The organism is Hydrogenophaga sp. IBVHS1 (assembly GCF_002127265.1).
Taxonomy (GTDB): domain Bacteria; phylum Pseudomonadota; class Gammaproteobacteria; order Burkholderiales; family Burkholderiaceae_C; genus Hydrogenophaga.
The window spans coordinates 2650273-2664033 of the sequence record NZ_NFUU01000001.1 but is presented as its reverse complement, the minus strand read 5'-3'; the positions used below and the strand labels follow the sequence as shown (position 1 = coordinate 2664033).

The 13761-nt window shown below is 65.6% G+C and carries 13 protein-coding genes; 7 read left to right on the top strand and 6 right to left on the bottom strand.

Annotation, left to right across the window (positions count from 1 at the left end; translation table 11 throughout):
- Positions 1-31: 31 nt before the first annotated feature.
- From CAP37_RS12860 to CAP37_RS12845, 4 genes are all read right to left on the bottom strand, one after another.
- Positions 32-775 carry an amino acid ABC transporter ATP-binding protein gene (locus tag CAP37_RS12860; RefSeq protein ID WP_086124524.1) on the bottom strand — a complete coding sequence of 248 codons (744 nt, stop codon included), beginning with the start codon at positions 773-775 and terminating at the stop codon, positions 32-34.
- A gap of 12 nt (positions 776-787) precedes the next feature.
- Positions 788-1894 carry an amino acid ABC transporter permease gene (locus tag CAP37_RS12855; RefSeq protein WP_086124523.1) on the bottom strand — a complete coding sequence of 369 codons (1107 nt, stop codon included), beginning with the start codon at positions 1892-1894 and terminating at the stop codon, positions 788-790.
- A 2-nt stretch (positions 1895-1896) separates the two neighbouring features.
- Positions 1897-3069: an amino acid ABC transporter permease gene (locus CAP37_RS12850; protein ID WP_256926961.1), complete on the bottom strand. Its 1173-nt coding sequence runs from the start codon at positions 3067-3069 to the stop codon at positions 1897-1899.
- Between the two features lie 132 nt (positions 3070-3201).
- Complete coding sequence (locus tag CAP37_RS12845) at positions 3202-4239, bottom strand: amino acid ABC transporter substrate-binding protein (RefSeq protein ID WP_086124522.1); 1038 nt, start codon at positions 4237-4239, stop codon at positions 3202-3204.
- A 305-nt stretch (positions 4240-4544) separates the two neighbouring features.
- Here CAP37_RS12845 and CAP37_RS12840 point away from each other — a divergent pair, with 305 nt between their 5' ends.
- Genes CAP37_RS12840 through CAP37_RS12830 form a run of 3 tightly spaced genes read left to right on the top strand, consistent with a single transcriptional unit; the run spans position 4545 to position 7534 of the window.
- Entirely contained in the window at positions 4545-6287 is a 1743-nt protein-coding gene (locus CAP37_RS12840; protein ID WP_086124521.1) for a long-chain fatty acid--CoA ligase, read from the top strand.
- A 4-nt stretch (positions 6288-6291) separates the two neighbouring features.
- Positions 6292-6525 carry a hypothetical protein gene (locus CAP37_RS12835; protein WP_086124520.1) on the top strand — a complete coding sequence of 78 codons (234 nt, stop codon included), beginning with the start codon at positions 6292-6294 and terminating at the stop codon, positions 6523-6525.
- Between the two features lie 10 nt (positions 6526-6535).
- Positions 6536-7534 (top strand): MDR family oxidoreductase, encoded by a 999-nt coding sequence (locus CAP37_RS12830; protein WP_086124519.1) that lies wholly within the window; start codon positions 6536-6538, stop codon positions 7532-7534.
- A gap of 3 nt (positions 7535-7537) precedes the next feature.
- On the opposite strand, the gene CAP37_RS12825 is transcribed toward CAP37_RS12830, so the two are convergent.
- Positions 7538-8326, bottom strand: coding sequence for a DUF2189 domain-containing protein (locus tag CAP37_RS12825; protein WP_086124518.1), 789 nt, complete (start codon positions 8324-8326; stop codon positions 7538-7540).
- Between the two features lie 94 nt (positions 8327-8420).
- On the opposite strand from CAP37_RS12825, the gene CAP37_RS12820 reads away from it, so the two are divergent.
- Positions 8421-9161, top strand: a complete 741-nt coding sequence (locus CAP37_RS12820; RefSeq protein ID WP_086124517.1) for a 2OG-Fe dioxygenase family protein — start codon at positions 8421-8423, stop codon at positions 9159-9161.
- On the opposite strand, the gene CAP37_RS12815 is transcribed toward CAP37_RS12820, so the two are convergent.
- A complete protein-coding gene (locus CAP37_RS12815) occupies positions 9149-10126 on the bottom strand; it encodes a LysR family transcriptional regulator (protein ID WP_086124516.1) in 978 nt (325 codons plus the stop codon). The two genes, CAP37_RS12820 and CAP37_RS12815, sit on opposite strands and share 13 nt — an antisense overlap.
- A 109-nt stretch (positions 10127-10235) precedes the next feature.
- On the opposite strand from CAP37_RS12815, the gene CAP37_RS12810 reads away from it, so the two are divergent.
- The 3 genes from CAP37_RS12810 to CAP37_RS12800 are packed head-to-tail and all read left to right on the top strand — an operon-like array spanning position 10236 to position 13760.
- Entirely contained in the window at positions 10236-11447 is a 1212-nt protein-coding gene (locus CAP37_RS12810; RefSeq protein WP_086124515.1) for a CaiB/BaiF CoA-transferase family protein, read from the top strand.
- Positions 11448-11449: 2 nt separating this feature from the next.
- Positions 11450-12700, top strand: coding sequence for a DUF1254 domain-containing protein (locus tag CAP37_RS12805; RefSeq protein WP_086124514.1), 1251 nt, complete (start codon positions 11450-11452; stop codon positions 12698-12700).
- A gap of 40 nt (positions 12701-12740) precedes the next feature.
- Positions 12741-13760, top strand: coding sequence for a tripartite tricarboxylate transporter substrate binding protein (locus tag CAP37_RS12800; RefSeq protein WP_086124513.1), 1020 nt, complete (start codon positions 12741-12743; stop codon positions 13758-13760).
- Position 13761: the final 1 nt, after the last annotated feature.

The following is a 13761-nucleotide window of genomic DNA, read 5'->3' as shown; positions in this document are numbered from 1 at the left end:
TGACAGCGCCCCATGACCGACGCAAGACAGGTCAATGACCGAGGATTTTGGAGAGGAAATCCCGGCTGCGTTCGTTCTGCGGGTTGTTGAAGAACTCCATCGGCGTGTTCTGCTCGACGATCTGGCCCTGGTCCATGAAGATCACGCGGTCGGCCACTGCCTTGGCGAAACCCATCTCGTGCGTCACGCAGATCATGGTGATGCCCTGGTTCGCGAGCTCGATCATCACGTCCAGCACTTCCTTGATCATCTCGGGATCGAGCGCCGAGGTGGGCTCGTCGAACAGCATGATCTTGGGCGTGAGGCACAGCGCGCGCGCAATGGCCACGCGCTGCTGCTGACCGCCCGAGAGCTGCAAGGGGTACTTGCCCGCCTGCTCGGCAATGCGCACGCGCTTGAGCTGGATCATGGCCTTTTCCTCGGCCTCTTTCTTCGGCAGCTTGCCCACCCACATCGGCGAGAGCGTGAGGTTTTCAAGCACCGTGAGGTGCGGAAACAGGTTGAACTGCTGGAACACCATGCCCACTTCCTTGCGGACGCGGTCGATGGCCTTGATGTCGTCGGTGAGTTCGGTGCCGTCGACGATCAGGTGGCCCTGCTGGTGCTCTTCAAGCCGGTTGATGCAGCGGATCAGCGTGGACTTGCCGGAGCCCGACGGACCACAGACCACGATGCGCTCGCCTTTGGCCACGTCCAGGTCGATGTCGCGCAGGACATGAAAGTCGTTGCCGTACCACTTGTTGACTTTGTCGAATCGGATGATGGGATCGGACATGCTGGTTTTCCTTCAACGCGCCTTGCTGGCGCTGAGTTGTTTTTCGACCCACAGGCTGTAGCGCGACATCGAGAAACAGAATGTGAAGTACACGAGGGTGATGAAGATGTAGGCCTCGATCTTGAACGGGCGCCAGTCGACGTCGGAGTTCAGCGCCAGCGCCAGAGCGCCGGTGAGTTCGTAGAGCGAGACGATGGTGACCAGCGAGGTGTCCTTGAAGATCGAGATGAAGTTGTTCATCATGCTGGGCACCACCATGGCCAGGGCCTGCGGCAGCACGATCTTGCGCTGCGTCTGCCAGTACGACAGACCCAGCGTGTCGGCGGCTTCCAGCTGACCTTTGGGAATGGCCTGCAGGCCACCCCGAATGATCTCGGCCATGTAGGCGGCGGCAAACAGCGTGATGCCCACGATCACCCGCACCAGCACGTCGAGCGTGACGCCTTGGGGCATGAAGAGCGGGAACATGAACGAGGCCATGAACAGCACCGAGATCAGGGGCACGCCACGAATGAGCTCGATGTAGACGATGCACGCCGAGCGAATGGCCGGCAGACCGCTGCGCCGCCCGAGTGCCACCACGATGGCCAGCGGGAAGGCCATGAAGATGGACAGCGTGGCCAGCATCACCGTGAGGGGCAGGCCACCCCAGAGATCGGTGCGCACGACGCTCAGGCCCAGCACGCCACCACCCATGAGGGTGAAGAAGATCGCCAGCACAGCGATCCACATGAGCACCAGCCAAGGCTTCCAGAAGAAGCGGATGCAACTGAGCACCAGGCCGGTGAGCATGACCGAAGTTGCGATCAGCGGGCGCCATTGCTCTTCGTACGGGTAGCGGCCAAACAGGATGATGCGGTACTTCTCGGTGACCACGCCCCAGCAGGCGCCCAGGCCGCGCGCGGCCTGGCAGGCGTCGGCGTCCGCGCGGAAGATCGACTGGAAGAACGCCCAGTTGAGCAGGCCGGGCAGCACGTAGACGATGAGTGCGCCCACGAACAGCGTGGTGAGCGAACTGCGCCAGTCGGCAAACAGGTTTTGCCGAGCCCAAGGCACGAAGCCCGTGGTCTTGATGGGAGAGGGCCGGGCCGCGATGGGAACGAAGGTGTGATCGGCCATGCTCATCGCTCCTTGATGGCCATGCGCTGGTTGTACCAGTTCATGAAGCCCGAAGTGGACAGTGAAGTGGTGAGGTACACCAGCATGATGATGGCAATGCACTCCACCGCGCGTCCGCTCTGGTTGATGGTGGTGTTGGCAATCGACACGACGTCCGGGTAGCCGACCGCCACCGCCAGCGACGAGTTCTTGGTGAGGTTGAGGTACTGGTTGGTGAGCGGCGGAATGATCACGCGCATGGCCTGCGGCAGGATCACCTGGTTCATTTTCTGTTTCGGGTTCAGGCCCAGGGCGGCCGCGGCTTCGTCCTGCCCCCGGCTGACCGACTGGATGCCCCCACGCACCACCTCGGCGATGAACGCGGCGGTGTAGATGACGAGACCGATCAGGATGGCCATGAACTCGGGCGTGGCGCTCACGCCGCCATCGACCATGAAGGCCAGTTGCTCGGGCACATTCCACTGCATGGGCATGCCGGCCACCACCCAGCCCACCAGGGCGAACACCACGATGAGTGCGATCGGTCCCCAGATGCGGTCACTGTCCTTGCCGGTGAGTTCGAATTTCTTCTGAGCGCGTTGCCGCCACCACCAGCCGCCAATGAGTCCCACGCCGATGCCGGCGAGCACCTGGCCCACGCCCACGGAAGGGAAGGGGAAGGAAAAGCCGCCCTTGCTCAGATAGAACAGATCGGCCACGTTCCATGCTTCGTTGGAGGGTGGCAGAACCTCGATGAAGATGAGGTACCACATCAGCAGCTGCAGCAGGATGGGGACGTTGCGGAAGGTCTCGACATAGCCGTAGCACAGGCCGCGCACCAGCGCGTTGCGCGAGAAGCGGCCCACGCCGATCAGCACGCCCAGCAGGGTGGTCAGCACGATGCCGATCACAGCGACCTTGAGCGTGTTGAGCACGCCGACCCAGATGGCCTTGCCGTAGCTCTCGCTCGGGTTGTAGGGAATCAGCGTTTCGCCGATGTCGAAGCCTGCGGCGGCGCCGAGGAAGTCAAAGCCGCTCTGGATGCCCCGGATGCGCATGTTTTCCTGCGTGTTGTGCGCGAGGAACCAGATGCCGGCGGCAATGAAGAGGAGGGCGATAACCTGAAAGATCAATCCGCGCGTGGCGCGGCTGTTGAGCGACCAGTTTCGTTTTTTGGGGGGGAGTTGCGGTTTCAATGCGGCCTCGCAATCCTGTCTTGGGGAAGCTTTTGCGCCACAGGCCCTGGGTTTTCTGGACCCAGGGCCTGTGGAATGAAGGAAATCAGGGCCGCCGGCCCACGCGGACACGGCGGCGGGACAGGAGGGAGATCAGCGAACTGGCGGGGCGTACATCAGGCCGCCTTTGGTCCACAGGTTGTTGGTGCCGCGGGGCAGACCGATGGAGGTCTTCGGGCCGACATGGCGCTCGAACTGCTCACCGTAGTTACCCACGGCCTTGATCGCGCGCAGCGCCCATTCCTTGTCCAGACCGATCAGCTTGCCGGTGTCTTCGGTGCCTGCACCCACCAGACGCATGATGTTGGGGTTGGTGCTGGACTTCATGGAGTCGGCATTGGCCTGGGTGACGCCGTACTCTTCGGCTTCGATCAGCGCGTAGCCCACCCACTTCACGATGCCGAAGAACTCGTCGTCACCACGGCGCACGGCCGGGCCGAGGGGTTCTTTGGAAATCAGCTCAGGCAGGATGACGTGGTCTTCGGGCTTCGGCGTTTCCTTGGCGCGGATCGAGGCCAGGCCCGATGCGTCGGTGGTGTAGGCCTGGCAGCGGCCGGCCACGTAAGCGGCGGTGGCGGCTTCCACCTTCTCGAACACCACGGGCTTCAGCGCCAGGTTGTTGGTGCGGGAGAAGTCGGTCAGGTTCAGTTCGGTGGTGGTGCCGGACTGCACACAAACCGTAGCGCCCTTGAGCGATTTGGCGCTCTTCACATTGAGCTTCTTGGGGACCATGAATGCCTGGCCGTCGTAGAAGTTAACGCCAACGAAGTGCAGGCCGAGCGAGGTGTCGCGGGTCAGCGTCCAGGTGGTGTTGCGAGCCAGCATGTCGATCTCGCCGGATTGCAGGGCGGTAAAGCGCTGCTGGGCGGTCAGGGGCACATAGCGCACCTTGTCGGCGTTGGACAGCACGGCGGCGGCCACGGCGCGGCACACATCCACGTCCATGCCGCTCCACTTGCCCTGGCTGTCGGCGGCAGAGAAGCCCGCCAGGCCGGTGTTGACGCCACAGATCAGCTCGCCGCGTTTCTTGATCGCATCGAGGTCCTTGCCGGCATGAGCGGGCAAGGCCACCAGGGTGGCTGCGGCGGCGCTCAGGCCCAGGGCCGCCAGTTTCAGGGAAGTCATCTTCATCGGTTTACTCCGTGTTTGTGGTGAGAAAGGAATCCGCCGGGCTGGGCCCGCACCGTTTGGGTGCAAGTCCTGGACCGCAACTGAATGTATCGCCGCCCTATTGCACGGGGGATCGGGGTTTACGTGGGAAAGTCATGCAATATTCTTATGACGCCATGGTGAAACTCCCCGGTCGGGCTTCGAGGGCGGGAACTCGCAGGTTCCGTGCCATCGTGCAAATGCGCCAAGGTCCCTCGCGCGACAAACCGGTTTCCGCTGGATGGACGCGGCCCGTATGCTGTGCCGCAGAACACTGGAGACAAGCGATGAGCAGCAGCACCCACGCCGTGGACGCACCGACCGCGTCCTCCGTTTTTCCGCATCACCGTTTCTGGCCCACGCGCCTGCCGCACCGCATCACGCCGCCGGCCACCTCGCTCTGGCACAACCTGGCGGTGAGTGCATTGCGGTATCCGGACAAGGCCGCGCTGGTGTTCTTTGACCGTGTGTTCACCTACCGCGAACTGCACGAACAGGTGGAGCGCCTGGCAGCCCACCTGAGACAGGAAGGCGTGCAGGACGGCGACCGCGTGATCCTGCTCATGCAGAACTGCCCGCAATGGGTGGTGGCGCACTTCGCCATCCTGCGCGCCAACGCCGTGGTGGTGCCGGTCAATCCCATGAACCGGGCCGACGAGCTGCAGCACTACATTTCCGACCCGGACGCGCGCGTGGCCATCTGTGCCGCCGATCTCGCGGGCGAGCTGAGCAAGGCCAACGACGCGGTGCCCGAGGCGGAGCGTCTGCGCCACGTGGTGGTGTCGCACTGCAGCGATGGCTATGGCCCGGCGGCCGAGATCCCGCCCGCGTGGGCCCAGTGGCTGGGCACGCGCCACGCCGCGCCCGCGTTTGCCGGCGCCACCGTTTGCGATTGGGCAAAGGCACTGGCCTGTACCGGCACGGCACCTGCGCACAACCGCGGTCCGGACGACCTGGCCGTGTTGCCCTACACCAGTGGCACCACCGGCCTGCCCAAAGGCTGCATGCACCCGCACCGAACGCTCATGCACAACGCCGTGGCCGCAGGGCTCTGGTCCAACAGCACGTGCGAGAACATCGGCCTGCTGGTGGTGCCCATGTTCCACATCACCGGCATGGTGGCCGGCATGCACGCGGCCGCCTACATCGGCGCCACCATGGTGCTGATGCCGCGCTGGGACCGCGAACTCGCCGGCCGGCTCATCTCGCGCTGGCGCGTCACCCACTGGACCAACATCCCCACCATGGTGATCGACTTGCTGGCCAGTCCCAGCTTCGACCAGTACGACCTCTCCAGCCTGGTGCACATCGGCGGCGGCGGTGCGGCCATGCCGCAAGCTGTGGCGCAGCGCCTGCTCGAACAGTTCGGCCTTCGATATTCAGAAGGCTACGGGCTCACCGAAACCGCCGCGCCCTCGCACAACAACCCGCCTGACCGTCCGAAGCAGCAGTGCCTCGGCATTCCCTTCCTGAGCACCGAGGCACGCGTGGTGGATCCGATCACGCTGCAGGAAATGCCGCAGGGCGAGGCCGGCGAGATCATCATGCGGGGCCCCGAGGTATTCGATGGTTACTGGAAACGCCCCGAGGCCACCGAGGCCGCCTTCATCACTTTCGAGGGCAAGCGGTTTTTCCGTTCTGGCGACCTCGGGCGCGTGGACGAAGACGGCTACTTCTTCATCACCGACCGCCTGAAACGCATGATCAATGCCAGCGGCTTCAAGGTGTGGCCGGCGGAAGTGGAAATGCTGATGTTCAAGCACCCGGCGATCGCCGAGGCGTGTGTGATTGCGACGCGCGACGCCTACCGGGGCGAGAGCGTGAAAGCGGTGGTGGTGCTGCGCGAGGCGGCCCGCGGCATCACGAGCGAGCAGGACATCGTGGACTGGTGCCGTGAACACATGGCGGTCTACAAATGTCCGCGCACGGTCGAGTTTGTCAGCGCATTGCCCAAGAGTGGCAGTGGCAAGGTCATGTGGCGCCTGCTGCAGGAACAGGAAGAGTCGCGCACCAGCGCGGCCTCACAATGACGGCATGCCATCGATTCAAGAAGCCGTCCGCCGTTTGTGGCAACCCCGCAAGAGCCTGTTCTGGCTCGCGCTCGGGTTCAACGCCCTCTCGTCCTTCATGGTCGGGTTCATTCATGTCAACGATCCGCCCACCGGCATTCGCCTGGTGGTCAGCCTGTTCGCACTGACCAACTCCCTCATCGGCTGGTGGCTGACCGTGCGGCTCTGGCGCGAGAGTGGACCCAAGTCCTCAACTTAGGAAACGCCCGATGTTCAATGCCCTTGTGATCACGAAGCCCGAGTCCGGTTACCGGTGCGAAATGTCTGCCATCGACGAAGCGCAGTTGCCCAGCGCTGGCGATGTCACCGTGCGCGTGGCCTGGTCCACGATCAATTACAAGGACGGGCTGGCCATCACGGGAAAATCGCCCGTGGTGCGCAGTTTCCCCATGGTGCCCGGCATCGATTTCGCGGGCACCGTCACGCACAGCGACAACCCGCGCTGGAAGACGGGCGACCGCGTGCTGCTCAATGGGTACGGTGTGGGTGAAACGCACTGGGGTGGTCTGGCACAGATGGCCCGCGTCAAGGGCGAGTGGCTGGTGGCGCTGCCTGAATCCTTGAGCGAACGCGAGGCCATGGCCATTGGCACCGCCGGTTACACCGCCATGTTGTGCGTGCAGGCCTTGCAGCGGCATTGGGCCGATGCGGGCGTGGAACCCGGCACGGGAGAGGTGCTGGTCACCGGCGCCAACGGCGGCGTGGGCAGCGTCGCCATTTCGCTGCTCGCGGGCCTGGGACACACCGTGGTGGCGTCCACTGGCCGCCTGCAGGAAACTGAGTACCTGAAGTCGCTCGGGGCGGCGAGTGTGATCGACCGCAACGAATTGAGCGCGCCCGGCAAGCCGCTGCAAAAAGAGCGCTGGATCGGCGTGGTGGATTCCGTGGGCAGCCACACGCTGGCCAACGCCTGCGCCAGCGTGCGCTACGGCGGCGCGGTGGCCGCGTGTGGACTCGCGCAGGGCATGGACCTGCCCGCTAGTGTGGCCCCTTTCATCCTGCGCGGTGTCACGCTCTACGGCATCGACAGCGTGATGGCGCCCATGCCACGCCGCGTAGCGGCCTGGGACGCACTGGCGAAAACGCTCGACCGCCAGCAGCTGGCTGCTATCACTCGAGAGATTGGTTTGAACGACGCGGTGGGTGCGGCGAGTGAGATCCTCGCCGGCCAAGTGCGTGGGCGCCTGGTGGTGAATGTGAACGCGTAGTTTTCAGTCCGCGTTCGGCACGATCTGCCGGTAAGCATGCCAGGTGGCATGGCCCACCACCGGGCCCACCACAAACAGGCCCAGAAAAAAGGGAAGCATCGCCAGCACCGTCAGCGCCGTGATCAGCGCACCCCACCACAGCATCACCCCAGGGTTCTGCAGGCAGGCCCGAATGCTGGTGAGCCCGGCCGAAATCGCGTCCACCTGGCGGTCCAGGATCATGGGGATGGAGATCGCGCTGGTGACGAAGATGAGACCTGCGAAGACGCCGCCGACCACCGTGTAGGTGATGAGGAACTCGATGTTCTCCGGGTTCACCAGTTGCGTCAGCAGGTTTTCGGTGGAGGGCATGGTGTTGAAGGTGACGGCAAACACCACCAGCGACGCGCGGCCCCAGAGCATTTCAAGAACGAGCAACACCCCGGCGAAGATGGCCATGGTGCCCAGCGTGGGCCGCCAGGCCACCAGCGATCCGCGCAGCGAAGGCCGGCGACCCTGCTGCAGCGCACGGCTCGCGTCGTACAGGCCCAGACACAGGAACGGCCCCATCAACAGAAAGCCCGCGCTCAACGCCAGCACGTAGGCCGGCGCCGCCTTGAACACTGCCAGCAGCGCGTGCCCCATGAAGAAGAAGCACAGGCCGTAGAACAGGCCGATGCTTGGGCAGCGAATGAAGTCGGCCCAGCCGAGGCGAAGCCAGCGCAAGGGATCGCCGGCGCGCAGTTCGGCCAGCTTCAGGTCCAGCACGGACGAGCGGCGTTCTTCCTCTGGCCTCTGGTTCTCTGTGTCCATACAGTCAGCTTCGCAGTTTCTTGATGGAGGGTATTTGATCCAGCGCAGGAAAACGCCAGAGGCTCGGGTGGGTGTGTGGCTAAACTGCCCGTCCATGACCAGCGAATTCCAGCCACCTTACGTGCCCTTGCCCGTCCTCGACGAATCGTTGAAGACCTCCGGCTTTTCCCTTTTGAGCGCGGCCGATGTGGCCCAGTGGCTGGCCGCCACGTCTGCCGAACTGCAAGCCCTGCACAAGGGCTGGGACGCACTGCCGCCCGATGCCTACCTGAAAGACGGCGGACGCTACCGCAGCCGCCGCCACAGCTGCTTCGTGGTGGATGGAATGCAGGTGGAACAGGTGCCCCACCGCGCACACTGGCAACCCCTGGAATACAACGCGCTGCACGGCGGCATGCAGCGCTGGTTCGAACCCATGGAAAAAGACACCGTGGCCTTGCCGGTGTGGAGCCGGTTGCTGCACCGGCTGGGCGAGGCGGCCAGCGCACTGCGAGGCCCGCAACCCTGGTACACCGAGGCACACGTGTTCCGCATCGACACCACCGACGGCATCGGCCGCCCCACACCCGAAGGCGCGCACCGCGACGGGGTCGACCTGGTGGCCGTGTTCATGGTGGGGCGCCACGGCATCAAGGGCGGCGAGAGCCGCGTTTTCGAGGCCAATGGCCCGGCGGGCCAGCGCTTCACGCTGCGCGAGCCGTGGTCGCTGCTGCTGCTCGACGACTCACGCGTGATCCACGAGAGCACACCGATCCAGCCCCTGGAGGGCGATGCGCTGGGCTGGCGCGACACGCTGGTGGTGACGTGCCGGCGGGGCGGGTTTCAGGGCGACTGAGCCCCGTCCAGCACCTGAATCCTGGTGCGTGCGCTCACGCGCCTGATCGCATCGGCAAAGGCGGGCACCACGGGAGGCGGCCCTTCGGCAGCCCGCCGCGTGTACAGGCCGAGCGAAGGCAGGGCCACGGTGGGGGCAACGCGCAGGCGGGCAACGCCACCGCGTGCGAGTTCGTCGCGGGCCTGCTCGAAACGCACCGCCCCCAGCAAGGTCTTATCCAGACGCAGCACGCTGCCCACCGTCACGGAAGAGAGCACCTCAATGGCCGGCTCTGGTGGTTCCAGGCCCGCATTGAGGAAGGCGGTCATCAAGGCCTGTCGCACCAGCGTGTCCTTCGGGGGGGCGACCCAGGGTTGCGCGTGAAGGTCGGCCCAGCTCAACTGGCGGCTGCGGGAGAGGGCATGCCCTTCGGCGCAAAGCACGCAAAGCTCGTCCTTGAGCAGCACTTCCGGCTGCAGCAATGACAGCTGATCGCTGGTCAGCAGCTCGGGCGTGACGGCGCCGAACACGCAGTCAAGTTCACCGTCCAGCAAGCGCTGGATCATCTCCCGCACCCGTCCCTCCTGCACCTGCACGCGGGCGCCGGGCAACCGCTTTCGCAGCTGCACCACCGCCTGCGGCACGGTGGCCGTCACCGACAGCGTGCCCAGCCTTAGCAGGCCGACGGCGCCGGTGCGCAGCGCGTCCACTTCGTCCTTGCCACGGGAGAGTTCGCCCAGGATGACCCGCGCTCTGTAAACCGCCGCGTGGCCAGCGGCGTTTGCCACCAGCCCCTGCGGCGTGCGCTCGAACAGGCGCGCGTCGAAGCCGGCTTCGATTTCACCCAGCATCTTGCTCAGCGCGGGCTGGCTCAGGTTCAGCCGGGTGGCGGCGGCCCGCATGGTGCCGGCATCCGTCAGGGCAACCAGCAGTTCGAGGTGTCGCAGGCGCAGTCGCCTGACCAGGTAGTCGGATGAGGAGGGCATGGGGTCGCTCCGGCACTTTGGCATAGAAAGAGGGTGATCACTGTGGGTGATCAGGTCATCAGGATTATGGATTTTTCAGGAATCGATATCGCGCCTATCGTGGCGACCCATGTCCTCACCTTCATCGCAACATTCCCGGGCGGCGGCCACACCGCTGGCCGGTGTCAAGGTCATCGATTTCGGCCAGTACATTGCAGGCCCGGGCGCAGCCATGACGCTGGCCGAACTGGGTGCCACGGTGATCAAGGTGGAGCCCCTGGCCGGCGACCAGGCGCGCCATGTGGGCCGCTATGGCGAGTCCATGGTGCGGGCCTACAACCGGGGCAAGCGCTCCATCGCCCTGGACCTCAAGAGTGAGGCGGGCCGCGAGATCGCCTGGCGCCTCATTGCCGCCAGCGATGTGGTGATCCAGAACCTGCGGCCGGGCGCGGTGGAGAAACTGGGCCTCGGGCCTGCCGAGGTGCGTACCCGGCATCCGCGCGTGATTTACCTCTCCATATCCGGGTTTGGTGGTGCCGGGCCCTCCAGCGAACGCCCCGGGTACGACATCGCGGCGCAGGCAGAAAGCGGTCTGATGTTCGTCACAGGCGAAGCGGACCGACCGCCGCAAAAAGTGGGCGTGCCCATTGTCGATGCGGCCGCGGCCGACCTGGGCGCGCAAGCCATTCTGGCGGCGCTGTACGGGCGCGAGCGCAGCGGCATGGGCGAGACGCTGGAGGTGTCGCTGCTGGAAACTGCGCTGCATCTGCAGGCCGCGACCTGGTGCGAATATCTGGGCGGTGGCCCCGAGCCCACCCGCATCGGCCACGGGCAGCCGCACAACGCGCCCGCTGCCGAGGTGGTGGCCACGCTCGATGGCCACATCGTGCTCTCGGCCTATGCCGAAGACCACTGGAAGCGCTTCTGCGGTGCGATCGGTCGCGAAGAGCTGGTGGATAACCCCCGCTTTTCCAGCAACGAACGGCGTGTCGCCCACCGTGCCGAACTGCGCGAGGTGTTGAACCAATCCCTGTCGGGCTACACCAGCGAGGCCTGCGTGGCCCTCCTGAGCCAGCACCAGATCGTGGTGGGCGCGGTGCGCAGATACCGCGATGTATTGACGAACGCGGACGTCATCGCCAGCGGGATTCTGGTGGACGCCGCCTCTGCCGATGGCGGAAATTACCGCGCGCTGGGCTTGCCCTACCGCATGGGCGAAGGCCCGAGACCTGCGCCCTCGGCTGCGCCCGCCTGTGGAGCGGACGGTGCCGATCTGCTCGCCGAGTTCGGCTATTCGGCGGAAGACATCGCCGCCTTGCGCGAAGCGCGCGTGCTGGTCTGAACATGAATGCCACCCTGCCCGCGCGCGCCGCCGTGATCCAGACCTTGCCGCTGTTCGAGATGATGCGCATGCGCGCCGCCACCACGGCGCGGCGCCATCCGGTGCTCGGTTTCGCCAGCGAGGACCGCGCTTCCCGCCAGCGCTGGGTGAACCAGTTCACCCACACCCACCGCCGGATCGGCCCGGACGACCGCGAGGTGGTCAGCCCCAACAACGACACCGTCTTCAGCAACGCCTGGCTCGACCTCTCCGAAGGCCCTGTGGTGATCGACACGCCCGACATGGGCACGCGCTACTGGACTCTCGGCCTGCTCGACGCCTGGACCAACCCGTTTGCCTACGTGGGTCGCCGCACCACCGGCAACCGTCCCCAGCGCACCCTGGTGCACGGCCCGGCATGGAAAGGCAACGTGCCCGCAGACGTGGACAACGTGATCGCTTCGCCGGGGGACGACGTGTGGGTGATCGGCCGCATCCTGGTGGACGACACGCCGGGCAACCTGGAGCAGGCCGGTGCGTTGCAGCGCCGCATAGGGGCGCAGCGCGTGGACGGCGGCGACGCCGCGATGCGCGTGGACACGCGGCTGGACGGTCGCTCGGTGGCCACGCCCACCGCAGCACTCTACCGCGCCACGGTCGACGAGGCGCTGGCGCGCAATCCGGTGCCGAAGGGCGAGACCTTGTGCTGGCCTGTGGAAGAACACGCGCTGGCGGCCGCACTGCCCGCCGTGTTTGAAGAACTCCGCCAGAAGGTGCAGCCGCATGCGCTCGGCGGTGGCTGGGCGCTGCCGGTTGCAGTGCGGACGCATTGGGGTGCAGATACAGACACTCGTGCCCGCGTGGCACGCAATTTCATCGGCGCGCTCGGCATCGAAGAGGCCATGTACCCCACCGCAGAAGTGGACGCCGATGGTGAAACCCTGAACGGTTCGCACGCCTACGAACTGCGGTTCCCGCCCGGTGCCACACCCGAGGTGGACGCCTTCTGGTCGCTCACCCTGTACCGACGCAGCGATTGCTTGCTGGTGGCCAATCCCATTCACCGCTACTCGGTGGGCGACCGCCTGCCAGGTCTTCTGACCGGCGGCGATGGCAGCTTGTCGATCCGCATTCAGGCCCAGGACCCCGGTCCCTTGCACAACTGGCTGCCGGCCCCGCCGGGAGAAGACTTCTACGTGGTGCTTCGGCTCTATCAGCCCCGTCGGCGGCACCTTGAGTTCCAGTTCCCGTACCCGCCCTTGCGACGAGGGTGAATCGGGTCCGATCCAGCGACACTTCAAACAGGAGACATGCATGACAAACCATCGCCGACCTTCCCCGAAATTCCAAGCTGCAGGGCTCCAGCGCCGCACGGTGCTCGTCACGCTGGCGGCCGGTGTGGCTGCCGGTTCGGGCCTTCTGGCCCATGCACAGACCGACTGGCCGTCGCGGCCGGTGAAGCTGATCTCTCCCTACGGCGCCGGGGGTGCGAGTGACCTCTCGGCGCGCGTGCTGGGCGAATACCTCGCCAGGGAACTGGGCCAGCAGATCGTGGTGGAAAACAAGCCGGGCGCGGGCACGCGCGTGGCCATCGAAATGGTGGCGCGCGCACCGGCCGATGGCTACACCGTGCTGTACGTCGCCGCACCCTACGCCACCGCCGAGGCGCTGTACGGCAAGGGCCTGAGCTACCAGCGCGATCAGCTGCGGCCCATCGCCATGGCCATGCATGCGCCGTTGTTCCTGATCGTCAATGCGCAGAGTCCGGTGAAGACAGTGCGCGACCTCGTGGCGTACTCGAAGACGCGCCCGGGTGGTCTCAACTTCGGCTCGCCCGGGGCCGGCTCGCAGCCGCACCTGGCCGCCGAGCTGCTGTTGCGGGATGCGGGCATGCAGGGGGTGAACGTGCACATGCGGGGCGACGCCATGGCGTATTCCGAATTGCTGGGCGGACGCATCGATGCGACGCTGACCGCCATCAGCTCGGCGCTGCCGCACATCGAGGCGGGCAAGCTGCGCGTTGTCGGCGTGGCCTCTGAAGCGCGCAGTCCGCTGTACCCATCGGCACCCACCATCCGCGAGCAAGGTTTCCCCAGCGTGGTCGCTTCCGGCTGGTACGGGTTCATGGTGCCCGCCGCCACGCCGCCGGAGGTGGTGGCGCGCCTGCAGCCGGCCCTGCTGCGCGCGCTCGATGATCCCGCCATCAAGCAGAAGCTGCTCGACATTGGCCTCGAAGCCAGTGGCGCGCCAGGCCCGGAGTTCGCCCGGTTCATCGACGTCGAAACCCGCAAGTGGACTGACGTGATCCGCAAGGCCAACATCCAGATCGAGTGAG